The sequence below is a fragment of the Micromonospora sp. NPDC005367 genome, assembly GCF_040606825.1.
Classification (GTDB): Bacteria; Actinomycetota; Actinomycetes; order Mycobacteriales; family Micromonosporaceae; genus Micromonospora.
Genome location: NZ_JBEXFP010000006.1, coordinates 12,700 through 36,731 on the forward strand (window position 1 = coordinate 12,700; position 24,032 = coordinate 36,731).

16 protein-coding genes are annotated in these 24,032 nt (G+C 72.4%); 6 read left to right on the forward strand and 10 right to left on the reverse strand.

What is annotated here, in order from left to right:
- Positions 1-66 precede the first annotated feature (66 nt).
- The gene (locus tag ABZS42_RS06400) at positions 67-1,563 is read right to left on the reverse strand and encodes an amino acid permease (protein WP_355142907.1); all 1,497 of its coding nucleotides are present in this window, start codon (positions 1,561-1,563) and stop codon (positions 67-69) included.
- Positions 1,564-1,881: 318 nt separating this feature from the next.
- Between ABZS42_RS06400 and ABZS42_RS06405 the strand changes: the two genes are divergently transcribed.
- Entirely contained in the window at positions 1,882-3,537 is a 1,656-nt protein-coding gene (locus ABZS42_RS06405) for a family 10 glycosylhydrolase (RefSeq protein ID WP_355142908.1), read from the forward strand.
- 180 nt (positions 3,538-3,717) lie between these two features.
- A complete protein-coding gene (locus tag ABZS42_RS06410; protein ID WP_355142909.1) occupies positions 3,718-4,260 on the forward strand; it encodes a phospholipase in 543 nt (180 codons plus the stop codon).
- A 105-nt stretch (positions 4,261-4,365) separates the two neighbouring features.
- Here ABZS42_RS06410 and ABZS42_RS06415 read toward each other — a convergent pair whose 3' ends face one another.
- Together ABZS42_RS06415 and ABZS42_RS06420 are read right to left on the reverse strand one after the other, a co-directional pair.
- The gene (locus ABZS42_RS06415; protein WP_355142910.1) at positions 4,366-7,212 is read right to left on the reverse strand and encodes an adenylate/guanylate cyclase domain-containing protein; all 2,847 of its coding nucleotides are present in this window, start codon (positions 7,210-7,212) and stop codon (positions 4,366-4,368) included.
- A gap of 272 nt (positions 7,213-7,484) precedes the next feature.
- Positions 7,485-11,927, reverse strand: coding sequence for a S8 family serine peptidase (locus tag ABZS42_RS06420; RefSeq protein ID WP_355142911.1), 4,443 nt, complete (start codon positions 11,925-11,927; stop codon positions 7,485-7,487).
- A 336-nt stretch (positions 11,928-12,263) separates the two neighbouring features.
- Here ABZS42_RS06420 and ABZS42_RS06425 point away from each other — a divergent pair, with 336 nt between their 5' ends.
- Together ABZS42_RS06425 and ABZS42_RS06430 are read left to right on the forward strand one after the other, a co-directional pair.
- Complete coding sequence (locus ABZS42_RS06425; protein ID WP_355142912.1) at positions 12,264-13,259, forward strand: helix-turn-helix transcriptional regulator; 996 nt, start codon at positions 12,264-12,266, stop codon at positions 13,257-13,259.
- A 2-nt stretch (positions 13,260-13,261) separates the two neighbouring features.
- Positions 13,262-14,254, forward strand: coding sequence for a hypothetical protein (locus tag ABZS42_RS06430; protein WP_355142913.1), 993 nt, complete (start codon positions 13,262-13,264; stop codon positions 14,252-14,254).
- An 18-nt stretch (positions 14,255-14,272) separates the two neighbouring features.
- Here the strand turns inward: ABZS42_RS06430 and ABZS42_RS06435 are convergent, their stop codons facing one another.
- Positions 14,273-14,491 (reverse strand): zinc ribbon domain-containing protein, encoded by a 219-nt coding sequence (locus tag ABZS42_RS06435; RefSeq protein WP_355142914.1) that lies wholly within the window; start codon positions 14,489-14,491, stop codon positions 14,273-14,275.
- A gap of 38 nt (positions 14,492-14,529) precedes the next feature.
- Here ABZS42_RS06435 and ABZS42_RS06440 point away from each other — a divergent pair, with 38 nt between their 5' ends.
- Both ABZS42_RS06440 and ABZS42_RS06445 read left to right on the forward strand, forming a co-directional pair.
- Positions 14,530-16,065: a lytic murein transglycosylase gene (locus tag ABZS42_RS06440; protein ID WP_355142915.1), complete on the forward strand. Its 1,536-nt coding sequence runs from the start codon at positions 14,530-14,532 to the stop codon at positions 16,063-16,065.
- A gap of 73 nt (positions 16,066-16,138) precedes the next feature.
- On the forward strand, positions 16,139-17,155 hold the full coding sequence (locus ABZS42_RS06445) for a GNAT family N-acetyltransferase (RefSeq protein ID WP_355143066.1): 1,017 nt from the start codon (positions 16,139-16,141) through the stop codon (positions 17,153-17,155).
- An 18-nt stretch (positions 17,156-17,173) separates the two neighbouring features.
- On the opposite strand, the gene ABZS42_RS06450 is transcribed toward ABZS42_RS06445, so the two are convergent.
- The 6 genes from ABZS42_RS06450 to ABZS42_RS06475 form a co-directional block, all read right to left on the reverse strand.
- On the reverse strand, positions 17,174-17,713 hold the full coding sequence (locus ABZS42_RS06450; protein ID WP_355142916.1) for a helix-turn-helix domain-containing protein: 540 nt from the start codon (positions 17,711-17,713) through the stop codon (positions 17,174-17,176).
- 585 nt (positions 17,714-18,298) lie between these two features.
- Positions 18,299-19,282 carry a porphobilinogen synthase gene (hemB, locus tag ABZS42_RS06455; protein ID WP_355142917.1) on the reverse strand — a complete coding sequence of 328 codons (984 nt, stop codon included), beginning with the start codon at positions 19,280-19,282 and terminating at the stop codon, positions 18,299-18,301.
- 16 nt (positions 19,283-19,298) lie between these two features.
- Positions 19,299-20,879, reverse strand: a complete 1,581-nt coding sequence (locus ABZS42_RS06460) for a uroporphyrinogen-III synthase (RefSeq protein ID WP_355142918.1) — start codon at positions 20,877-20,879, stop codon at positions 19,299-19,301.
- A complete protein-coding gene (hemC, locus tag ABZS42_RS06465) occupies positions 20,876-21,844 on the reverse strand; it encodes a hydroxymethylbilane synthase (RefSeq protein ID WP_355142919.1) in 969 nt (322 codons plus the stop codon). Before hemC ends, ABZS42_RS06460 begins: the two co-directional genes overlap by 4 nt.
- The gene (locus ABZS42_RS06470; RefSeq protein WP_355142920.1) at positions 21,841-23,184 is read right to left on the reverse strand and encodes a glutamyl-tRNA reductase; all 1,344 of its coding nucleotides are present in this window, start codon (positions 23,182-23,184) and stop codon (positions 21,841-21,843) included. Before ABZS42_RS06470 ends, hemC begins: the two co-directional genes overlap by 4 nt.
- Positions 23,181-23,951 (reverse strand): redox-sensing transcriptional repressor Rex, encoded by a 771-nt coding sequence (locus ABZS42_RS06475; protein ID WP_355142921.1) that lies wholly within the window; start codon positions 23,949-23,951, stop codon positions 23,181-23,183. Before ABZS42_RS06475 ends, ABZS42_RS06470 begins: the two co-directional genes overlap by 4 nt.
- Positions 23,952-24,032: the final 81 nt, after the last annotated feature.

The window sequence follows — 24,032 nt, forward strand, 5'->3', positions numbered from 1 at the left end:
GGAAAGAGTGGCTATCCGATGCCGGATAGCCACTCTTTCCGTGAACGAGGCCCCGACGAGTGGGGGTCAGCGGACGGAGGTGGCGGTGTGGGGGGCGGGGGTGTTCTCCTGGCGGGCCAGGCGGTTCTTGCGGTAGCCGTAGCCGAAGTAGATCAGCGCGCCGAGGAGCATCCAGGCCAGGAAGCGCAGCCAGGTCTCGACCGAGAGGTTGAACATCAGGTAGAGGCAGGCGAGGGCGGAGACGACCGGCAGCACCGGTGAGAACGGCACGCGGAAGGGCCGCTCCAGGTCCGGGCGGGTCCGGCGCAGGATCGGCACCGCGACCGACACCAGCACGAACGCGCAGAGCGCGCCGATGCTCACCAGGTCGGCGAGCGCGGAGAGGGGCAGCAGGCCGGCCAGCAGCGCGACCCCGACCGTCATGATCGCCGAGATCCGGTACGGAGTCCCCCAGCGCGGGTGCACCTTGGCGATCGACGGCGGGATCAGCCCGTCGCGGGAGATGGCGAAGCCGATCCGGCTCATGGCCACCAGGTCGACCAGGATCACGCTGGTCAGGCCGGCGACGGCGGCGATCGAGACGAGGGTCGCCGCCCAGCCGGCCCCGACCGACTCGAAGGCCGAGGCGATCGGGGCGCTCCGGTCGATCTCGGTGTACGGCACCATTCCGACGACCACCAGCGAGACGCCGATGTAGAGCACGGTCGAGATCAGCAGGGTGCCGAGCAGACCCAACGGCAGGTCCCGGCGTGGTTTGCGGGTTTCCTCGCCGAGGTTGGCCACCGCCTCGAAGCCGGTGTAGGCGAAGAAGACCACCGCCGCCGCGCTGAGCACCCCGACGAACCCGAAGACCGACGGTTCCAGGCCGAAGATGGCCTGGGTGACGGGCTGCTTGATGCCGCCGTCCCCATCCGAGGCGGGCTCGGTGGGCGGGATGAACGGGGTGAGGTTCGCGGCCTTGACGAAGAAGAGGCCGGCGACCACCACGAAGACGCAGATCGCCACCTTGACCATGACCAGCAGGTTCGTCACCCGGGCGGACTCGCGGACACCGACGATGCCGACCACGCTGAGGACCAGCACGATGGCGACCGCGCCGACGTTGACGATGCTCCCCTGCTCACCGAACCAGGTGGCGGGGAGGTTGAGCAGCTCGGCGAGGTAGCCGGACCAGCCTCGGGCCACCACGGCCGCGCCGAGGGCGAACTCCAGCAGCAGGTCCCAGCCGATGATCCACGCGACGATCTCGCCCATCGTGGCGTACGCGTAGGTGTAGGCGCTGCCGGCGGTCGGAACGCTGGAGGCGAGCTCGGCGTAGCAGAAGGCGGCGAGCAGGGCGACCACGCCGGCGATGGCGAAGGAGATCACCACGCCCGGTCCCGCGTTGTCCCGCGCCTCGATACCGGTGAGCGTGAAGATGCCGGTACCGATCACGATGCCGATGCCGAAGCCGGTGAGGTCGAGCGCGCCCAAGCGGCGTTTCAGTCCGGGCCGGCCGTCACCACCGTCCGCGTCACCCTGCGCGAGCACGTCCTTGATCGGTTTCGTGCGCAGCACGGACACCGGCGCTCACCCCTCCCACGTGCGACCGCCCCGCGGCGGCCGGTGACCGGCGTTGCTACCCAGCACGCATCGTCGTCAATCACCACGCTTCGGGCACCGGTCGGGCTGCCCATCGAGCCGTGGGGAGGGCCCGACCGGGTCGGGGACGATCACGCACGCCGGGCCACGGATCGGACGTACCGGCAGATCCTGGGCAGCCTCTTGCGCAGGGATGCACGAATATGAAAATTTCCTACCAGCGGCATATAGCCGACGGCGGATGTTGCCGAGGTCGCCGCGACGAAACCGGAACGGGAGCCCCAACGAAGGGACACACCCATGAAGGCAACTCGGCTCGGCGCAGCCGGGCTGGCCGCGGCACTGCTCGGCGCGCTCGTCGCCGGCGCCCCCGCGACCGCCGCGCCCGACGCGGCGAACACCACCATCAACTGCGTGACCGACCCGGCCACGCCCAAGCGGCAGTTCCGGGCCATGTGGATCGCATCCGTCACCAACATCGACTGGCCCAGCAAGGCGTCGCAGACCGCTCCGGACCAGGTCGCCCGGCAGAAGGCCGAGTACCTGGAATGGCTCGACTTGGCCGAACGGCTGAACCACAACGCCGTTGTCGTCCAGGTCCGACCCACGGCGGACGCGTTCTGGCCGTCGCCGTACGAGCCCTGGTCGGAGTACCTCACCGGCGTCCGGGGTCAGGATCCGGGCTGGGACCCGCTCGCCTTCCTGGTCACCGAGTCGCACCGACGCAACCTCGAGTTCCACGCCTGGTTCAACCCGTACCGGGTCTCCATGCCGGCTCCGGGCGGCGCCGGAGCCGACCTCGACCAACTCGCCCCCGGCCACCCGGCGCGCCAGCATCCGGACTGGACGTTCGCCTACCCGCCCGCCGGGGTGGCCGGCAGCCGGCTCTACTACGACCCGGGCGTCCCGGCGGTCCGCGAGTTCGTCCAGACCGCGATGATGGACGCCGTCAAGCGGTACGACATCGACGGCGTGCACTTCGACGACTACTTCTACCCGTACCCGAGCGGCACGTACCAGGTACCCGACGACGACACGTTCGCGGCGTACAACCGGGGTTTCACCGACAGGGCGGACTGGCGGCGGGACAACATCAACCTGCTGATCCAGGAGATGAACGCCAAGATCAAGGCGGTCAAGCCCTGGGTGAAGTTCGGGGTCAGCCCGTTCGGCATCTGGCGGAACGCCTCCGCCGACCCACGCGGCTCGGACACCACCGGCAGCCAGTCGTACGACATCATCTCCGCCGACACCCGCAAGTGGGTCAAGGAGGAGTGGATCGACTACGTCGTACCGCAGCTCTACTGGTACATCGGGCAGTACCCGGCCGCGGACTACGCGCGACTGGTGCCGTGGTGGGCGGAGACCGTCCGGGGCACCCGGGTGCAGCTCTACATCGGGCAGGCCGACTACAAGAGCGGCGACCCGGCGTACGGCACGTTCTGGATGAACCCGCGTGAGCTCTCGGACCACCTGCTGCTCAACCGGTCCTACCCGGAGGTTCAGGGCAACGTGCACTTCTCGGCGGTGCAGGTACGGGCGAACCGGCTCGGCGCCACCGACATCTACGCGTCCGAGCACTACTCCCGCCCGGCGCTGATCCCGACCATGTCGCACCTGCCGTCGAAGCCGCTGCTGATGCCGGTGGTCACCCGGTCGGTCCGGCAGGACGACGGGGTCCGGCTGAGCTGGCGGCAACCCGCCGACGGAGTCGGGCCGTTCGGCACGGCCACCTCGTACGCGATCTACCGGTTCGACGGGGTGAAGGCCGCGGACAGCTGCGACCGCGCCGACGCCGCGCACCTGGTGGACAGCGTCCGGGCGACCGGCGACGGAACGCAGTCCTGGGTGGACACCACGGCTCAGCCCGGCAAGCGGTACACCTACTACGTGACCGCGCTCGACCGGCTGGCGAACGAGAGCCCGGCCGGTCCCCCGGCGTTCGTCCTGCGCTGACCCGCACCGATCGAATGCCCCGGGTGCCCGCGCACCCCGGGGCATTCGTCTGTTTCGACGAATGTCACCAATAGTCGGAGCCATCGCAGCATCCGCGACCATCGATTGATCGAAACTGATCGGCACCCGGTAACCCGCCGGTAACTTACGGCCCACCCGCACACCCCCGCGGAGGTACCAGTGCCCAGACGACTCACCACCCTCCTCGCCTCTGCCGCGCTCTCGCTGTTCGTCGCGCTGGGAGTCGCCGCCCCCGCCAGCGCCGCCGTCACCCCGGCGCAGAAGCTCTCCGTCCTCTCCACTTGGACGCAGACCAGCGCCAGCAGCTACAACTCCTGGAACTCGGCCCGGCTGAACAAGGCCCCCTGGGCCGAGTACGCCTTCGACTGGTCCACCGACTACTGCTCGTCGAGCCCGGACAATCCGCTCGGGTTCCGCTTCGCGCTGTCCTGCTACCGGCACGACTTCGGCTACCGCAACTACAAGGCGATGGGCCAGTTCCCGGCCAACAAGTCACGCCTGGACAGCGCCTTCTACGCCGACCTCAAGCGCGTGTGCGCCACTTACAACTCGGTCGTCCGGCCGGCCTGCCTCAGCCTGGCCTGGACCTACTACCAGGCGGTCAGCATCTTCGGCTCGCCCGCGGCGGTGGACCCGGCCGACATCGAGCGCGCCGCGAAGATGAAGGCCGACGCCGAGCGCCGCGCCGGCCTGCGCGCCTGACCCGAACCGGGTCGCCGGATCCGGCGGCGCACCGCAACCCAGGGCCCGTGCCGTCGCGAGACCGTCGGCGCGGGCCCGCCGCGAGCGGAGCCACCCGGGGGCGGCTCAGGCCCGCTCGCTCCGGCCGGCCGGGCGGCGGTCCGGCTCGGGTGCGCCGGCCTGGCGCGGCGCGGGGCGGACCGCCGTCGCGCTGAACCGGGTCGAGTCGACCGCCAGATCGGGATGCTCCACGTCGAGCGCCAACGCCGCCGCCTCCTCCAGGCTCAGCTCAGCTCCCTCGCCGTACGCGTCGTCGAAGGCCGCATCGCCCAGCCGCTCGCGCAGCGCCGCCTGCTGCTCGGCCCAGTAGCCGGAGTAGACGCCGGACGCGCAGCGCAGGTCGGCCCCGGTCGCCTGCGCCGCACCGAAGAGCCGCGCGGCGACCAGCAACTCACCTCCGCCCGCGCAGCGCACCGCGATCGCGTTCAACGTGTCGCAGGCCCGGCCGTGAAAGCCATGACTCATCCGCGACCGGAGCGCCACCAGCAGGTGCTCGTGCGCCGCGATCAGGTCGCCACGGGCCAGCGCGACCATGCCGAGCAGCATGTCGACCGAACGCCTGCCACGCCCCAGCGGGCGGGCCGCCTCCACCGGCCGGGCCGCCCCGAGCAGCTCCGCCGCCTCGTCGAGCGCACCGCGCCGCCAGAGCAGCTCGGCCAGGCTGTAGACGGCGAGCAGCGCGTCCCCGAGCACCTCCTGGCTGTGCGCCCAGTCGATCACCTCCCGGCAGACCCGCTCCGCCTCGGCGAGCTGCCCCATGTCGACCAGCGGCGCGGCCCGGCCGGCCAGCACCCGGGCCAGCAACCCCGCGTCACCGGCCTGCCGAGCGGCCGCCTCGGCCCGCTGCGAGTAGCGCAGCTCCTCGGCGAACTCGCCGTCCGCGCCGGCGTGCAGCGAATGCATGTGGTACGCGGCGGCCAGCTCGGACTCCGGAATCCGCTCACCGGTCTCGGCGATCCGCCCGTAGAGCCGGAACAGCCAGAGCCGCCCCTCACGGGCCAGCCCGCGCTCCCGCCACCACTGGTCGAGGCCGCCCGCGAGCCGTAGCCCCGCCGCCGCGCTGCCACCCGTCGCACACCAGCGCAGCGCGGCCCGCAGCTCACCGGCGAGCGGATCGAGCGCGTACAGGGAGAGCGTTACCGGGCGGGCGTCCGGGCCCAGGTGCGCCTGCTCCAGGGCGTGCGCCGACCAGGCCACGTGCCGGTCCCGGGCGGCCTGCTCCTCGCCCGCCTCGGCGAGCCGTCGCGCCGCGTACGCCCGGATCGGGTCGAGCATCCGGTAGGTGCAGCCCGAGGCGTGCGGCTCGGCCAGCACCATCGACTTGTCCACCAGCACGGAGAGCGGGTCGAGCGGGTCGTCGCCGAGCAGCCACTCCACCGTCGCCAGGTCGACCGGACCGGTGAAGACGGCGAGCCAGCGCAGCAGTCGCGCGGCGCGCGGCCCGAGCGTCCGGTACGACCATGTGACGGTGGCCTGCATGGTGAGGTGCCGTTCCGTCGCGGAGCGCTGCACGGCCCGCGTCGCCGGCGTCGGCGGCGACGTCCCGGCCGCGGCGGCCACCAGGTCCACCGTGTCCTGCTGGTTACCCATCCAGCCCCGGTCCACCGGTGGCGGTTCCGGATCCTCCCGACCGGCGTCCAAGGTGCCGAGCACGTCGTCGAGGCGCTCGGCGAGCTGACCGACCGACAGCACCCGCAGCCGGGCGGCGGCGAGTTCGATGGCGAGCGGCAGCCCGTCCAGCCGCTGCACCACCCGGCGCAGGTCGGCCGACTCGGCCTGGTCCGGCGGCCGGCCGCCGCGGGCCGCCGCCGTCCGGTCCAGCAGCAGGGCCACGGCGTCGCTCTCCGCGCCGTCCGGTCGCGGCTCGACCGAGAGTGGCGGGATCCGCCACACCACTTCGCCGGGCAGCCCGAACGGCTCGCGGCTGGTCGCCAGCACCCGCACGCCACAGCCACCGGCGAGCAGCCGGGAGATCACCTCGGCGGAGGCGGCGGGCTGGGCGTCGCAGGTGTCCAGCAGTACCAGCATCCGGCGGGCGGCGGCGTACTCCACCAGGGTGTCCACCATCGGACGGCCCGGCTCCGGACGCAGTCCGAGCACCGCGGCGATCTCGAAGGCCACCAGCCCGGGATCGGTCACCGCGGCGATGTCGACGAACCAGACGCCGTCCGGGTACGTCTCGACCACGCCGGCCGCCAACTCGACGGCGAGCCGGGTCTTCCCCGCGCCGCCCGCGCCGACCACGGTGACCAGGCGGTGCTCCTGCCCCAGCCGGCGAAGCTCGGCGCGTTCCAGCTCACGGCCCACGAACGAGGTGACCTGGGTCGGCAGGTTGTGCGCCACCGCGTCGGCGGTACGCGGTCGCGGGAACTGCCGCTCCAGGCCAGGGGCGACCAGCTGGAACAGGCGCTCCCGGTCGTCGAACCCACGCAGCCGGTGCAGGCCGAGGTCGAGCAGGGAGGCGCCCGCGGGCAGCGGGTCGGCCCGGCGGGCGGTGGACGCCGAGCAGAGCACCTGGCCTCCGTGCGCGGCGGCGGCGATCCGGGCCGCACGGTGCACCTCGGGGCTGGCGTACTCGCCGTCGCGCGGTTCGGCGTAACCGGTGTGGAGGCCCATCCGCACTCTCGGCGCAGCCTCCGGGGTGGGCCAGTCGTGGCTGGTCAGCGCACGCTGGGCGGTGAGACATGCGGTCAACGCGGCGGTCGCGTCCGCGAAGGCGAGGAAGAACGAGTCGCCCTCGGTCAACAGCTCCGCGCCGCCGGTGCCGGCCAGGGTCCGGCGCAGCAACCGGCGGTGCTCGCGCAGCACCGGTCGGTAGTCCGGGCCGAGCAGTTGCGCGAGCCGGGTCGAGCCCTCGATGTCGGTGAACACGAAGGTCACCCACCCGGTCGGGAGCTGGATCCGTTCCGCCATGCGTCGAACCTCCGCCCGTGACGTCGGGTTCATGCTGCCCGAAGCCGAGCGGTCACGCATCGTGAGAACGGCCCGGCCGGGCTCGGACTCAAGGTGCCACTCGGCCCCGCCCAGGGCAAGGTCGGCCCTCCGCTTCGTGGTTGTCCGGCGCTCTCCGGGGCTCGGCCGGGATGCCTCGGCCCAACGATCGTGCCCGCTAACGGGGCGGGCCAGCCCCGCCGGGGACCGGCTGACCGGTTCCGGCGGGACTGGCCCGTGCAGTGGTGTCCGCCTCAGCCGGTACGCAGGGCGATGTTCGCGGTGTTCTTCGCCCCCCGGATCGTGGTCACCGTCGAGCCCGGCTGGAATCCGGGCGCGGCCGCGGTGACCTGGACCTGTTGGTTCTTCGCCAGCCGCAGCTGGTAGCGGCCGTGGGCGTCGGTCACCACGGTGTAGCTGACCGGCCCGCAGCCCTGTTGGCCGGGCCCGTCGGCCTGGTCGGCCGAGCCGGCCTGGTAGTCGCCGCAGACGGTCACGGTCGCACCCGCGACCGCGCCACCGGTCGCCGCGTCGGTCACCGTCCCGCTCAGCGTCGCCCAGTTCGGGGGCGCCTCGAAGTGACCGGTCACCGCCACGTTGCTCCCCTGGTACGGGGTGTCGCTGAGCACGACCAGCCGCGCGGCCAGCTCACCCGGCTGGGTGACCGCGTCGCCGTCGACCCGGACGGTCACCTGGACCGACCGGCCCGGCGCCACGTCGAACTGCGGCTTGTCCACCGACAGCCACGGCACGTCAGCCGTACCGCCGCAGTAGTCGTACCCCGGCAGCATCTCGGCAGTGACCGACGGAGTCCACAGGCTCACCGAACCACCGACCCGGTACACACCACACGCGGTGGCGGCGTCGCGGCTCGGGTAGTTCACGTTGGGCAGCCGGCCCCAGCTGTCCGAGACCGGGTCGTACTCGATCGCCTCGTTGGTCAGCACGGAACCGTTCTGCATGCCGCTGATGAGCTGCAGCTTGTCGTTGGCGCCACTGGCCCCCATGTCGAAGACGCCGTACGGCGCGTCCGCGCCCCGGGTCCACGCACCCGTGGCCGGGTCGAAGAGGAAGGTGGACGCGACCGCGGAGTCACCGTCGTACCCGCCGGCGCAGACGACCCGTCCGGCGGCCCCGGCGCAGCCGGGGGCAACCACCCCGACGGGATAGTCGGCGAGGCGGGCCCACGAGTCCCCACTCGGGTCGTACCGGTAGACCGTCGCGGCCTGCGCCGGGCACGACGCGAAACAGCCGCCGACGACGTAGAGACGCCCGTCGAGCGCCGCGATCGCGGGGGTGCTGAGGCCCTGCGGCAGGTCCGCCGCCCGTCCCCAGGAGTCGCGGACGGGATCGTAGACGTACACGGTCTCGAGCAGCGTGCCCTGCGTGCTCGTGCCGCCGACCACGTACATCTTGCCGTCGAGGAAGATGCCCGCGGCGCTCGCGACCGCCTCCGGGGTGTCGGCGATCGGACTCCACTCGAGGGTCACCGGGTCGTAGACGTACCCGTTGCGGGTCATTCCCTCCAGGAAGCCGGAGGTGGTGCCACCCACGGAGTAGAGCTTGCCCGCGTGGTAGCCCACGGTGTTGTACAGGATCTGGGTCGGGTAGTTGGCGATCCTGGTCCACGGCCCGACGTCCGGCGTCGCCTCCCCCTGGACGGTCGGCTCCACCGGCTGGACCGGCTGGCCCGCCGGCGCCTTCGGCAGCGGCGCCGTCCTCGGCGGATCAGCCTTCACGCGCCGCAGCGGCGCACCGGTCTCCTCGGCGACCCGATGAGCGGCCGGACCGGTCGGAGTGACGACCTGCTCGCCCAGCTTCACATGCACCGGACGGGCGCCGTCGTTGGTGAAGGTGAGGGTGCGGGTGGCCGACTTCCCGAGCCGCGTGGTGAGGTCGAGGCTCTTTCCGCCGACCTTCAGCTGCCCGGCGTCCAGCCGCCAGTCCTTCCTGGTGACACGATCCGGCGACACGGCCGTGCGCGCCTCCCCGGTGGCGTACCGGGGGTAGCTGACCGTCAACGTCGGCTTCGACTGCGAGGTGAACAGCCAGTAGAAGCCGTCCGACAGGTTCGGGTCGAGCGGCGTCGCGGCGCTGGCCGCGAGTTCGCTCCCGCTCGCCTTGTCGATCACCTTCGCGCCGTTGACGGGGTCACCGGTGTTGTCGTCGCTTACCACACCGGTGACCAGGCCGCCGGGCGTGGGGACGCAGGCGCCGACGCTCACGTCGTCCACCTGCCACAGCGCGATACCACTGCCGGCGTAGTGGAAACGCAGCCGGGTCCGCGCCTGACCGGCGGCCTGCGGCAGCGGGACGCTCACCGGCCCGAGGGCGTTCTCGGTGCTCTGCTGCCAGACGGTGCTCCAGGTCGAGCCGCCGTCGACGCTCAGGTCGATGTTCGCCCGCGCGGTCCCGCTCTCACCCAGGTAGAGCGTCTTGAACGCGAGCTGCGGCGCGCTCTGGTCCGACAGGTCGATCACCGGCGAGACGAGGTTGGTGTCCTCCTCGGCGAGGCCGTTGTGCCAGGAGTTGGCGCTCGCGAAGCCGCCGGTGCCCCCGGTGACGTTGTCCAGACCGCCAGGCGTGTCGAACTGCCAGGCGTGCCCGCCACCGAGGTTGTCCTCGACCGTCCAGCCCGCCCGCACGCCCGGGTCCGTCCAGCCCTCGAATTCCGCCCGCAGGGGGTACGCGTAGCCGGCGGCCAGGCAGGACGTCTCGACGACCTGCGTCCGGACGTCGCGGACCACGTCTGCCTCACCGACCGGGACGTCCACCGCGCTGGTCTGGTAACCGGGATAGACCGGGGCCACGGTCAGGTGGTACGTCGAGTCGGCGGGCAGGCTCAGCTCGTACCGGCCGGTCTCCGGGTCTGTGAACCACGGTCCGACCGGCAGACCCGGCGCGGTGATTCGCGCGTAGAGCGGCCAGCCGTGTCCGGAGCCGTCGCTGACCGTACCGCTGATCTTGGCCTCGGGGGTCCGCTGGAGGCTGACGTCCCGGGTGGCGGTGGCGTTGGGGGTGACCGTCGCGGACGCGCCGCCGTCACCGTACCCGTAGGCAGAGGCCGTCACGTCGTAATCGCCGGCCGACAGCGTGGCGGCGTAGCTGCCGTCCGCTCCGGTCGTGACCGTACGGTGGATCGAGCCGCTGATCCTGACCTCGGCACCGCTGAGCGGCTCGCCGGTCTTCGCGTCGGTGACCTTACCGGTCAACCGGCCCGTCTCACCGGTCGGCGCCTCCGCGATCGCGGCGTAGGCGTCCAGCTTGCCCTGGCCCCAGACGTTGTTGTTGGCCGGCGTACCGCCGCAACTGGTGTCGCTGACGTCGACGGCGACCTGGTCGAGCACGGCCGTGGTGCCGGCGATGTCCCCGATGAGTCCGGGCGCGGCCGACCACAGCAGGGCGATCGCGCCGGCCACGTGTGGGCTGGCCATCGACGTGCCGCTCAGCACGCCGTAGCCGCCGCCCGGCACGCTGGAGCGGACGTCCACCCCGGGGGCGGCGATGTTCGGCTTGGTGATGCCGCCCGTGCCGGGACCCCGGCTGGAGAAGTACCCGATCTTGCCGTTCACGTCGAAGGCGCCGGCGCTGTAGGTGGACGCGTAGTCACCCGGGGTGCCCGAGGTGTCGCAGCCGCCCTCACCCGCGTTGCCGTTGGAGAACATCGGGAAGATGCCGGCGGCCCGCCAGTCGGCGACGACGTCGGCGAACCAGGGATCGCTGGCGGGGCCGTTGTCGGTGCCCCACGAGTTGTTCACGATGTGCGGACGCAGGTCCGGCCGCGGGTCCTGGCCGGCCAGGTTCGTCGGCGCGAGCATCCACTCCGCGGAGGCGAGCAGCGCGAAGTCCGAGCAGCTGCGCTCCTCGCAGCCCTTGGCGGCGATCCAGCGGGCGCCGGGTGCGACACCGATGTGGTTGCCGGGGCCGCCGTCGCCGACCATCGTGCCCATCGTGTGCGTGCCGTGCTGGTTGTTGTCGCAGGGTGCGAGCGACGGTGAACCACACACCTGGGACGGGTCGTACCAGTTGTAGTCGTGCGAGAAGCCGGCCTCGCCCATGTTGCCCCGGTACGAGTTCACCAGGGCCGGGTGGTCGTACTGCACGCCGCTGTCGATGCTGCCCACGACGATGCCCTCGCCGTGCGTACCGTCCGCCCACACCCGGTCGGCGCCGATCGCGTGGACTCCCCACTCCACCTCGTCGACGTCGGCGACCTGCTGCGCCTTCAGCGGCTCCGGCAGCTCGTACATGCGGTGCGCCTGAATGGCGCTGACCTCGGTCTCCTCGGCCAGGGTCTCAGCCAGGTCGAGGGTGCCGCGGGCGACGTACACGCTGTTGGAGGCGTAGAAGGTGTGGTACTCCACGCCCTCCGCCTTCAACCGGCGGACGACGTCCGCCTGGCTCTTCTCAGCCGTCTTCCGCAACGCCTCGACGACCGCCGCGCCACGTTCGTCCCAGTCCTTGATGGCCGATGCCGCGGACAAGTCGGGGCGGGCGTCCAGGCGTACCCAGAACGGCTGAGCCGGAAGGGTCTTCAGGCTCGCCCGCAACTCGGGCTGGATCTTCTCCGGTGCTGCCGCGGCGGGCTCGGCGGGCCCGCCGGTCACGGACAGCGCGCCGGCCACCAGGCCCAGCGCCGCGACCAGGCTGAGAACCTGCGTCCACCGGGCCCGTCGGGCAGCTCGGCCGGCGCTCATCGGGCACTTCCCGGCCGGAGCCCGGCGATGACCCGGCCGGCGCACGCGGGCACCGGTTCGGGCGGCGACACCTGCCGCCCTGTCCTGTTCAGGGGTACTGCTCTGGATGACACGCTGCGCACTCTCCTCCGGCGAGTCGACTCACGACCGCGCCCGCCGGCTGAGCCGATCGGCCATGCTCGCGAACGCATCCGGCACCGGCACAGGTTTCCTGGCGAGCGCGCCTGCCGACGATGCCACCACGGCCGATTCGACAGAAGACAGTTGTGACGTCCGGTTCACGCCACCGGCGGGAACAGGATGGACATCAACCCGAGGTTGCCGCACGATGAACAGGTGCTGCGGATCTTGGGGGTCACGACGGCCGAGCAGGCGCTCTACGAGTGGTTGCTCGACCGTCCGGCGGTTCCCCTTGAGACACTCGACCGGTCCGCCGCTGACCAGCCGTGGCGAGGGCAGGCCCGCCCGCTGCTCGCCCGGCTCGAGGAGTTGGGGCTGGCGCTGCGGCTCCCCGGGGCCCCGGCGAGATTCCAGGCGGTGGCACCGGACGAGGTCGCCGATGTGCTGACGCTCGCCGGTGAACGCGCCCTGTCCCGCGCCCGGGCCCGGCGCGCCCGGCTGGCGGCGGTCTTCCGCGCCGGTCGGCATCCGCACGACGCGGGAGGTCTCGTCGAGATCCTGCACGGGAAGCAGGCGATCAAGCAGGCATTCATCGACGTCCAGCTCAGCGCCCGTCATGAGGTACGGGTCTTCGACGCTCCGCCCTACGTGGACGTTCCGCCCCTGGCCGAGCCGGTGGAACTGGAGCTGCTGCGGCAGGGCATCCACTACCGGGTGCTCTACGACCGGCGGGGGCTCGACGATCCCGGCCGGCTCGCCGACTTCGCACAGGGGCTCTCCGTCGGCGAGGAGATCCGCGTCTCCACCGTACCGATCAAGCTGGTGCTCAGTGACCACCCGCTGGCGCTGCTCCCGGTCCACCCCGAGAACGTCGAGTCCGCCATGCTCGTCCGCGACCCGGCCCTGATCGAGATGCTCGGCGCGCTGTTCGAGATCACCTGGGAGCAGGGCGTCCCGTTGCGGGTACGCGACGGCCACCCGCAGCTCGTGCAGGTCGGCGACGCGCCGTCGCCGGTCGAGGGCGAACTGCTGCCCCTGCTCGCGGCCGGGCTGACCGACGCGGCGATCGCCGCCCAGCAGGGCTGCACCGAACGCACGGTGCGTCGCCGGATCAGCGCGATGCTGCGGCGGTTGGGGGCGGCCAGCCGGTTCCAGGCCGGCTACCAGGCCATCCGCCGCGGCTGGATCACCACGTCCGGAGGCGTGGTCTGACAGTGCCGACGCATCCGGAGGGCGACCTCGACGCCGCCGGCCTGACCGCCGTCGAGTCCGCGGCGTACGAACTGGTCGTCGCGCAGCCGGGCGCCACCGCGGCCGACCTCGACCGGTCCTGGATCCGCTCCGAGCCGCTGCGTGACGCGCTCGGCGCGCTCGCCGCCGCCGGGCTCGTCGTAGCGGACGACAACGACCCGCCCACCTACACGGCCGTGGACCCCGAGGTCGCCCTCGACGCACCGGTCCGGGCGTACGAGCGGCGGTTGCAGGCCGCCCGCGAGCACCTCCACCGCCTGGCCGCGATCCACCGCGCGGACGCCAGCCTCACCGACTCGACCGCCGTGCTGGAGGTGGTCAGCGGCCGCGAGGCGGTGCTGGAACGGCTCCACCGTCTCCGGCGTACCGCCGAGCGGGAGATCCTCTGCCTGGACAAGCCCCCGTACCTGGACGGGGCCGGCACGACCAGCGGTGTGGTCGAGCTACTCCGGCGGGGCGTACGCTCCCGCACCATCTACGAGCGTTCCTCCCTCGAGCAGCCGGGCGCCCTGCACGGGCTCGAACAGCTCGTCGCCGCCGGCCAGCAGGCCCGGGTACTGCCGACCCTGCCGCTCAAGCTCTACCTCGCCGACGGCCGGTACGGCCTGCTCGTCCGCCAGCCCGGCGACGAGGGTGGGAGCGCCGTGCTGCTCCGGCCCTGCGCGCTCCTCGACGCCCTTGGGCACCTCTTCGAAGGGCTGTGGCGGTCCGCCCTGCCACTGCAACCCTCTTCGGCCGCGCCACCCAGCCACCGCCCGCCGGTCGAGCACCGACGGCTCATCGCGCTCTTGCTCTCCGGCCTCACCGACGAGGCGATCGCGCGCCAGCTCGGCGTCGGCTACCGCACCGCGCAGCGACACATCGCGACGCTGATGGCCTCACTCGGCGCCCGTACCCGGTTCCAGGCCGGTGTGCAGGCGGCCCGCCGGGAAGAGCGGGAAGAGCACGAACCGTAGGAGCCGCTGTCGCCCGGCTCAGCAGCCGCAGGCGCCGCCGCAGCAGCCGCCTCCGGCGGGAGCCGGGACGCCGCCGGCGGCACCGCCGCTGCGGCCGGTGACCGCGACGGTGGAGAGCAGCTTCACAGTGTCCACATGTCCCTCGGGGCACGCGGCCGGCTCACCGGCCTGGACCATCGGGCGTTTGACCTCGAAGGTTGCGCCGCAGGCGCGGCAGCGGAAGTCGTACCGGGGCATGCGTTCAGGGTACGTGGGGGCCTGACGTGTCGCGAGGGATGGGTGATACTCGACGGGTGGTGGACGGCGAGGACAGATCGACCCTTCGGCCCCTGCGACCGGCCGCGCCGCCCGACGGGGCGGTCGCCGAGTCCGGTGCGGCACCTGATCCGGTGCCCCGGCAGGTGCCTCGTCCCCGACGCCCCTGGCTGAAGTCGCACGCTCCGGACGAGCCCTCGTCGACGGACAAGGCCGACTCGCCCCGGCCGAAGGACGACCCGACGGCGGCCGCGGACACCGGTTCTGCCGGGCCGGCCGCACCGGACGGCGCACCGACCGCGCTAACCGCATCCGACGGACCGAAGACCGACCCGGGCAGCGCCCCGACCGACGCCGACGCGGCGACACCGGGCTCGCCGGCCGAGGCGACCGCGGGCACCGACCCGAAGGCCGACCGGCCGCGGGCCGACACCACGAAGACCGACGATCCGAAGACCGACGATCCGAAGACCGACGGGCCGCGGGCCGACGCCACCACGACGCCGGACGCCACGCCGAAGGCCGGCTCCGAGCCGGAGTCCAACGGCGGCACGGCGGTGACCGCCGACGAGACGGGGAGTGGCCCGAAGCCACAGGACCCGACCGGGGCAACCGCCGGTGATTCGCCCGCCGCGCGGTCCAGCCGGCGCCGGGTGCCGTTCGCGCACGCCGTACGCCTGCGTCCCCGTCGGGCCGCGGCTGCCGCCGCCCGGGCGACCCGGGCGTGGTCGCGGCGGCCGAGTGGCCGGCTCACCCTGCCGGGATTGTTCCTCCTCGTGCTGGTGGCGGCGACGGCGGCCGCCGGGGCGCTGGTGGTCCCGGCGGCGGTAGAAGCGCCGCGCCCGGTCGCGGTCGACGCCACCGCCGACACCACCGCGCCGCTACCCGGGACTTCACCGACCGGGCTGCCCGGGGGTCTGCCTGGTGGGCTGCCCACCACCGCGGCGCCGGGGGTGCAGCCGACCGGGCCGGCGGTCGGGGGCCGCCCCGCGGACGCCCTGGCCAACTGGGCCAAGACGATCGGACCCAAGGTCGGGATCTCGTCGACCGCCATGGAGGCGTACGGCTACGCGGAGCTGGTGCTCGCCCAGACGAACCGGAGCTGCGCGCTGAACTGGACCACGCTGGCCGCCATCGGCTTCGTCGAGTCCTCGCACGGGCAGGCCAACGGTGCCAGCCTCGACAGCAACGGACGGGCCACCCCGGAGATCATCGGCCTGCCGTTGGACGGGCAGGGCGGCCGGATGCGCATCGTCGACACCGACCGGGGATCTCTCGACAAGGACACCGCCTACGACCACGCGATCGGGCCGATGCAGTTCATCCCGACCACCTGGAACGAGGTCGGCGTGGACGCGGACAACGACGGCAAGAAGGACCCGCACGACATCGACGACGCCGCCCTGGCGGCTGCCAACTACCTGTGCCGCAACGGCCGTAATCTGAGCATCCCCGCCGACTGGTGGGACGCGATCCTGTCGTACAACGACGTCCGCCCATACGTGCAGAAGGTGTTCGACACCGCGAACCAGTACGGACAGGCCAGTCGTACGTGAAGTGATCGTTTGCATACATTTGGAGAACTGGACACTTCCCCCAGGCTGTCATTAGCGGCAAGCTAGACGGGTGATGGTGCGCGAGTGGGACGCCCGGACCGCGTCGTCTGCCGAGATCGCGTCGCTGCTGGACACGCTGAACGCGGTCCTCGCGGCCGACATGCCGCAGGACCCTCCGTGGCAGAACGGTTCGCTGCGGGAGTACCTCACCGAGGTGATGCCGGGTCAGCGGCGGATCTCCTGGGTCGCGCAGCCGGAGTCGGCGGCCAATGCCCCGTCCGACGCGGTCCTGGGTCAGGTGCACGTGCTGCTGCTCGGTGACATCGGGGTGCTGGAGGTGCTGGTGCATCCGGCCGTGCGGCGTACCGGCCTCGGCCGTGAGCTGGTCCGGGTCGCGGCCCATCGGGTCTACCAGGAGGGCTTCTCCTCGATCGGCGCCGAGGTGGTCGGCGACACGCCCGCCGTCGATTTCTACGAGTCACTCGGCTTCACCCGGGAGTACGTCGAAACCCGCAGCGTGCTCGACCTTTCGACGGTCGACTGGGCGGACCTGGCCGAGATGGCCGGCGGCGTGGGTGCCGGATACCACCTGGAGTTCCACCCGGACGGGCCGCCGGACGAGCTGATCGAGGCGTACGCGCGGGCGAAGGCCGAGGTGCGGGACATCGAGGACGGCGAACTGCGCCCCAGCTCCTACGACGCGCAGCGGCTGCGGGACAGCCTGGACTGCCTGCACCGACGTGGCATGCGGCCGTACATCGTGCTGGCCCTGCACGAGCAGACCGGCGAGGTGGCCGGCCTGACCGAGGTGGTGGTGCCGGCCCAGCACCCGACCCGCGCCGACCAGTACGACACGATCGTGGCGCAGGACCACCGCGGCTACGGCATCGACCGGGCGATCAAGGCACGAATGCTGCTGGAGCTGCGCTCGGCCGCACCCGAGCTGAGCGAGGTGCAGACCTGGAACGCCCAGGCCAACGAGGCGATGCTGAAAGTCAACGCCGAGCTGGGCTACCGGCCCGACCGCGATTGGTGCGAATACAGCGTCGACGTGGCCGAGTTGGTGCACCGGCTCGACGCGGCGCGCTGAGACGACCGAGGCAAGGCGTCACCCGTACCGGATCTGGCGTGGCGGCGGCGGCACGTTGCGATACTTCGCCACTCGCACCTCCCACTGGCTGCGTCGTCGCATCGCGTCCCGGACGTCCCGGTCGCGGTAGAACGTCTCGGGCGGCCGCGCCAGGCCGTAGACGTCCGCCCACCACTCCCCCGGCTCGGGGTCGAGGATCGCGTCCAGGTGCGAGGGGTAGCGGCGGTCAGCCCCGTCGCGCGTGTCCGCCCAGTCCCGCATCGGCCTCAGCACGCGCCCGGACTCGTCGACGACGGCGAGCCGGTGACCCGCGACGCCGATGATGCGGCAGAGCAGTTCGATGCTCGGTGCGAGCCGACCGGCCTCTATCCGTCCCACGGTCGCGTGGTGCACGCCCGCTCGGCGCGCCAGCTCTCGCTGGCTCAGATCGGCTCGGCGGCGGATCGCCCGCACCACACCCACGACCGGCCAGGGCACGGCGGCGTCGCCCGCCTCACCGGTGAGTCCCGTCGCGGCGTCGCCCGCCTCACCGGTGGGTTTCGTCGGGGCGTCGCTCATACGCTCACCCTCCCCGTCGGCGTCGCGTCCCGCAATCCCGTCCATGCCGCCTGTGGACAACGTCGGGCCCTGTGGACAGCCCTCGGCCTCGCCGGCCTCCGGCGCGGTTCCGTTCGGCGTTCGTCCACCGGGCAGTGACCGACGGCAGACTAACGCTTAGTAACGAACCCCATCAGCGCTCAAACATCACCCAGGGTAACGCTTGGGTGATCACTGAACCGACGGTCACCCCACCCCGCCCCACGATTCAACGCCATGAGCAGGAACTTTTCCGTGGAGGCCGGCGACCCGAGGAACACCTCTCCGCCGCCTTTGCTCTGCACCCCCATACGCGCCAGTTGCCGTGCGTGAGTGGCGCGTATAGGGGTGCAGAGCAAAGGCGTCGCGCGGGATATGGGGCGGAGGCCGAGTCGCCACTCTCCGTGACGGAATCCATCTCGGCCGAGGCCGTCCCGGCACCCCACTCCGGGAGAACCTTGACCTGTCGGTGCGGCCGCCGCGATCACTCGAACCCGCCGCGGCCGTTGGGCCGCGACGGGTTCGACGGATGCGCCGGGTGCGACGGGTGCGCCGGGTGGGCCCGGGTCAGTAGCGCTCGCGGAGCAAATGGGCGGCCTCGACCGCCCAGTAGGTGAGGATCATCTGAGCACCGGCTCGACGGATCGAGGTGAGTGTCTCCAGGATCGCCGCCTCCCGGTCGATCCAGCCGTTCGCGGCGGCCGCCTCGACCATGGCGTACTCGCCGGAGACCTGGTATGCGGCGACCGGCACGTCGACCGCGTCGCGTACCGCCGAGAGCACGTCCAGGTACGGCAGTGCCGGCTTGACCATCACCATGTCGGCGCCCTCGGCGACGTCGAGCGCCACCTCGCGCAGCGACTCCCGGAGGTTGGCCGGATCCTGCTGGTAGGTGCGGCGGTCCCCCTCCAGCGCCGACTCCACGGCCTCCCGGAACGGGCCGAAGAACGCCGAGGCGTACTTCGCGGCGTACGCCAGCACCGTCACGTCCTGGTGACCGGCGGCGTCGAGCGCCCGCCGGACCACCCCGACCTGGCCGTCCATCATCCCGGACGGCCCGACCACGTGGACCCCGGCCTCGGCCTGGACGATCGCCATGTCGGCGTACGCGGTCAGGGTGGCGTCGTTGTCCACCTCACCGTCGGGGGTGAGCAGGCCGCAGTGCCCGTGCGAGGTGAACTCGTCCAGGCAGAGGTCGCTCATCACCACGGTGGCGTCACCGACCTCGGCGATCACGTCCCGGATCGCCACGTTGAGGATGCCGTCCGGGTCGGCGCCGCCGGAGCCGGACGGATCGCGCTGCTCCGGAATGCCGAAGAGCATGATCCCGCCGACCCCGGTCTGGACCGCCTCCACGGCAGCCTTCCGGAGCGAGTCCCGGGAGTGCTGGAGCACTCCCGGGAGCGAGGTGATCGCCCGAGGACCGGTCAACCCCTCCTTGACGAACATCGGCAGGATCAGCTCGGCCGGGTTCACGCGCGTCTCGGCCACCAGCCGCCGCATCGCGGGGGTGCGGCGCAACCGGCGGGGCCGGATCTCGGGGTACGACATGGATTACTCCTGATGACTACCGGAACCTCAGGGCGGTCGGACCCTGCACCTTCGAACCACGGCGCTGCTTCGCCGGCATCGCGGCGAGCTTCTCCCGCAGTTCGACGGCGTAGGCGGCGAGCGCCTCCACCAGATCGGGAACCGAGGCGTGCTGCGGCTGGACGTCGACCCGCAGGCCGAATTCCGTGGCCGTCTCCGCCGTCTTCGGCCCGATCACGGCGACAACGGTACGCGCGTGCGGCTTTCCGGCGATGCCGACCAGGTTTCGGACGGTCGAGGACGAGGTGAAGAGCACCGCGTCGAAACCGCCCGACTTGATCGCGTCGCGGATGTCGGCCGGCGGCGGCGCCGCCCGGACCGTCCGGTACGCGGTCACGTCGTCGACCTCCCAGCCGCGCTCGGTTAGCCCGGCGGCGAGCGTCTCGGTGGCGATGTCGGCGCGCGGCAGCAGCACCCGGCCGACCGGGTCGAGCACCTCGTCGTGCGGCGAGAACTCGGCCAGCAGGCCCTCGGACGACTGCTCACCGGACGGGAGCAGCTCCGGCTGGATGCCGAACGCGCGCACGGCCTCCGCGGTCGCCTCGCCGATGCAAGCGATCTTCACGCCGCCGAAGTGCCGGGCGTCGAGGCCGTGCTCGGCGAACTTCTCCCAGACCGCGCGGACCGCGTTCACCGAGGTGAAGACCACCCAGGCGTACCGGCCGTCGACCAGGCCCTTGACCGCCCGCTCCATCTGGGCCGGGGTACGCGGGGGCTCGACCGCGATGGTCGGCACCTCGCACGGGATCGCCCCGTACGCGCGCAGCCGGGCGCTCATCACACCGGCCTGCTCCTTCGTACGCGGCACGAGCACCTTCCAGCCGTACAGCGGCCGGTTCTCCCACCAGCTGAGTTTGTCCCGCTCACCGACGCCCTCGCCGAGGGTGAGCACCACCCGGCCGGTGAAGCCGAGCGCGGCCGCGACGAAGCTGTCCACCGTCGAGGTGGTCGTGTACTGCGTCTCCCCGGTGCCGTCGCCGGTCACGCCCACCGCCGTGGTGCCGTCCACCCCTGCCGAGAGCAGGCCGTCCCGGACCGCGGCCAGGTCACCCGCGTCCACGGAGAGCGCGACCGAGCCGCGGGTCACCGCCGCGGCCAGCGCCTCGAAGTCCAGCGCGCTGACGTCCTCGATGTCGGCCGCAGTGCGTACGCCCGGCAGCGGCACACCCGCGTACGCGGCGACGCCCTCCGCCTGGCCCACACCCGGTACCACCTCGAAGTGGGCGGCGGTGCGGGCCACGGCCTGCACCTCCTTGACCACCGAGTCGTGGCCGAACGGGTCGCCGGCGACCAGGTGAACCGCGTTCTGCCCGGCACGGGCCGCGGAGATCAGCACCTTGGCCACGTCTCCCGGCGCGCCTTCCGCCGGGGTGAACTCCGCGTCCGCACGCGCGTCAGCGCGTACGGCGGCGAGCAACGACTCGGGTACTCCCCGGTCGTACACCACCTGGTCGGCGTCGACCAGGGCGTCGTGCGCCCGGCGGGTCAGCAGGCCCGGGTCGCCGGGACCGGCCCCGACGAACGCGATGCGGCCTACGGGCTTACGGGTGCGGGTCATTCTGTGCTCCCAATTTGCTGGGTCCCCGGGCCGGTGTGTCCTTCGTGGCCGAGGATCGTGTCGGCGCCGAGGTCGAGGAGTTCGGCGGCGAGTGCCTTGCCGATCTCCGCCGCATCGGCGGGCGTTCCGGTGCGGGACAGCCGGATGTCACGGGTGCCGTCCGGGCTGATCACCGCCCCGCGCAGATAGATCTCCTCGCCGGCGTCGCCCTCGGCGAGTTCGGCGTAGGCGGCGACAGGCGCGCTGCACCCGGCCTCGAGGGTCGCCAGCAACGCCCGCTCCGCGGTGACCGCGGCGCGGGACGGTGCATGGTCGAGCACGGCGAGCAGTTCGATCAGATCCGAGTCGTCGGCCCGGCACTCCACCGCCAACGCACCCTGGGCGGGCGCGGGCAGCATCAGCATCGGGTCGAGCGTCTCGGTGATCTCCCCGGCCCGCCCGAGTCGGCTGAGACCGGCCCGGGCCAGGACGACCGCGTCGAGGTCGGCGTCCGAGCCAAGCACCCGGCCCAGCCGGGTGTCGACGTTGCCCCGCATCGGAGTGACCTCCAGCTGCATCCCCAAGGCGTGCAGTTGGGCCATACGACGCAGCGAGCCGGTGCCGACCGTGGCCCCGGGAGGCAGCTCGGCGAGCGTACGGCCGTTCCGGGCGACCAGCGCGTCGCGCGGGTCCTCCCGGAGCGGCACCGCCGCGATGTGCAGCCCGGGGGCGGTCGCGGTGGGCAGGTCCTTGTAGGAGTGCACCGCGAAGTCGATGGTGCGCGCGGCGAGCGCGTCCCGCAGCGCGGAGACGAATACGCCGACGCCGAGCCGGCGCACCGGCGCCTTCGAGCGGTCGCCGGCGGTGACCACCTCGACCAGCTCGACCGGGCGACCGGTGGCCGCGGTGAGTGCCTCGGCGACGTGGCCGGACTGGGCCATGGCCAGGGCGCTGCCCCGGGTGCCGAGGCGCAGAGGGGTGATCATCGTTCACCTCCGGTGGACGGGGCGGGGTCGGTCTCCATCACGTCAGGGACGGTGTCGACCGGGGAGGTCTGCGGCACCTCGAGGTCGAACAGCTCGCGGAGCAGGGCCGCGTACTGGTCGCCCCCGGGCTCCGAGGCCAGCTGCCGGACGCGGACGGTCGGCTGGTGCAGCAGCCGCTGCACCACCCGGTGCACCGTCCGGGCCACCTCGGCGCGCTGGTCGTCGGTGAAGTCCGGCCGCCGCTGGGCCAGCCGGCGCAGCTCCGCGGTGACCACGTCGTCGGCGCGCCCACGCAGGGCGGCGACGGTGGGTGCGACGTCCGCGCCGCGCAGCCAGTTGAGGAAGCTGTCGACCTCGGTGGTGACGATCTGCTCCACGGCCAGCGCGTCACTGGCGGCGGGTCCCTCGGCGAGCAGGGCGGCCATCCGCTCGATGTCGATCACCTCGACCCCGGGCAGCTCGGCCACCCCGACCTCGACGTCCCGCGGTACGGCGAGGTCGAGCAGGACCAGCGGCCCCCGCGCGCGGTCACGTTCGGCCAGCGCCCGAGCCACCACCGGCCGGGTGAGGACCGGTTCGATGGCCGCCGTCGCGGCCACTACGATGTCCACTGTGGAAAGCGCGGCGGTCAGCTCTGCCATCGGGACGGCCGTCGCTCCGTACGACTCGGCCAGCCGGACGGCACGGTCGGCCCCCCGGTTCGTGACGGTGAGCGGCCCCGCACCGAGCCGGGCGAGCGTCGCCATGCCCAGCGAGCCCATCGCGCCGGCCCCGACCACCATGGCGGAGCGGCCGGCGAGGTCGCCGTCGAAGTGAGCGGCGGCCAGCTCCAGCGCGGCGGTGACCACGCTCTGCCCGGCGCGGTCGATGCCGGTCTCGGCGTGCGCGCGCTTGCCCACCCGCAGCGCCTGCTGCATCAGCTCGTGCAGCAGACGACCGGCCGAGTCGGCGTCGGTGGCCCAGTGGTACGCGTCCCGGAGCTGACCGAGGATCTGTGCCTCGCCGACCACCATCGAGTCCAGCCCGGTGGCGACCCGGAAGACGTGGTTCACCGCCGCGGCGTCGTAGTGCACGTAGAGGTGGTTGGCGAGCGCCGTCGGCGAGCAGTCGGCCTGCTCGGCGAGGACGGCGCAGATGTCACCGAGACCGCCGTGGAAACCGGACACGGCGGCGTACACCTCCACCCGGTTACAGGTGGAGACCAGCACCGCCTCGCTCACGTACGGCTGGGCGACCAACCGGTCCAGGATGCGGATGAACTCTGCGGGCGGCGCCGCCAGCCGCTCCAGCGTGGCAACCGGGGCGGTGCGGTAGGACGCACCTACGGCGAGGAGTTTCACGTACCTATCGCCTCCTGGGAGTCGCCGCCCGCGAGCCCACCCGGCAGTGCGGTGAGGGCGGACCCGCCGGCGGCGGGCAGCGCGGTCAGCGACGCCTTGCGGTGCTCGTGGAACGACAGAATCTGCAGCTCGATGGCGAGGTCGACCTTGCGTACGTCCACGCCCTCCGGGACCGAGAGTACGCACGGCGCGAAGTTGAGGATGCTTGTCACGCCGACCGCGACCAGTTGATCGGCCACCGGCTGAGCGGCGGCGGCCGGCGTAGCTATCACGCCTATCGCTATCGACTCCTCGGCGGCGACCCGGGACAACTCGTCGACATGCTGCACGACCAGGCCATTTATCTCCTCGCCCACCCGGGCCGGATCCGCGTCGAAGAGCGCGGCGATCCGGAAGCCCCGGCTGGCGAACCCGTCGTAGCCGGCCAGGGCGTGACCGAGATTACCCACGCCGACCAGGGCGACCGCCCGGCGTTGGGTGAGCCCGAGCACGGACTCGATCTGCCCGATCAGCAGCGCCACGTCATAGCCGACCCCGCGGGTGCCGTACGAGCCGAGGTGGGAGAGGTCCTTGCGGAGCTTGGCGGAGTTGACCCCGGCAGCGGCGGCCAGCCCCTCGCTGGAGACGGTCTCGTCGCCGCTGTCGGCGAGGTTGTGCAGGGCGCGGAGGTATTCCGGGAGCCGCGCGACGGTCGCCTCGGGCAGGTCCGGGAGCGCCGGTACGGCACCGGCGCTACCGGGCGCGCCAGGGTGACGGTGCTGACTCATGAGACTCCGTGCGGTGCGATCCTCGGCCAACTCCGGCGGTCGGCCGCTTCGGGACTCCCGCTGGCGACCGAGGGTGCCGGC

Bases quoted from the DNA above. Each gene is read 5' to 3' on its own strand.
- ABZS42_RS06445 (WP_355143066.1), top strand. From the start codon at position 16,139: ATGGTGCGCGAGTGGGACGCCCGGACCGCGTCGTCTGCCGAGATCGCG.
- hemC (WP_355142919.1), bottom strand. From the start codon at position 21,844: ATGATCACCCCTCTGCGCCTCGGCACCCGGGGCAGCGCCCTGGCCATG.
- ABZS42_RS06405 (WP_355142908.1), top strand. From the start codon at position 1,882: ATGAAGGCAACTCGGCTCGGCGCAGCCGGGCTGGCCGCGGCACTGCTC.
- ABZS42_RS06420 (WP_355142911.1), bottom strand. From the start codon at position 11,927: ATGAGCGCCGGCCGAGCTGCCCGACGGGCCCGGTGGACGCAGGTTCTC.
- ABZS42_RS06450 (WP_355142916.1), bottom strand. From the start codon at position 17,713: ATGAGCGACGCCCCGACGAAACCCACCGGTGAGGCGGGCGACGCCGCG.
- ABZS42_RS06440 (WP_355142915.1), top strand. From the start codon at position 14,530: ATGGGTGATACTCGACGGGTGGTGGACGGCGAGGACAGATCGACCCTT.
- ABZS42_RS06460 (WP_355142918.1), bottom strand. From the start codon at position 20,879: ATGACCCGCACCCGTAAGCCCGTAGGCCGCATCGCGTTCGTCGGGGCC.
- ABZS42_RS06415 (WP_355142910.1), bottom strand. From the start codon at position 7,212: ATGGCGGAACGGATCCAGCTCCCGACCGGGTGGGTGACCTTCGTGTTC.
- ABZS42_RS06475 (WP_355142921.1), bottom strand. From the start codon at position 23,951: ATGAGTCAGCACCGTCACCCTGGCGCGCCCGGTAGCGCCGGTGCCGTA.
- ABZS42_RS06435 (WP_355142914.1), bottom strand. From the start codon at position 14,491: ATGCCCCGGTACGACTTCCGCTGCCGCGCCTGCGGCGCAACCTTCGAG.
- hemB (WP_355142917.1), bottom strand. From the start codon at position 19,282: ATGTCGTACCCCGAGATCCGGCCCCGCCGGTTGCGCCGCACCCCCGCG.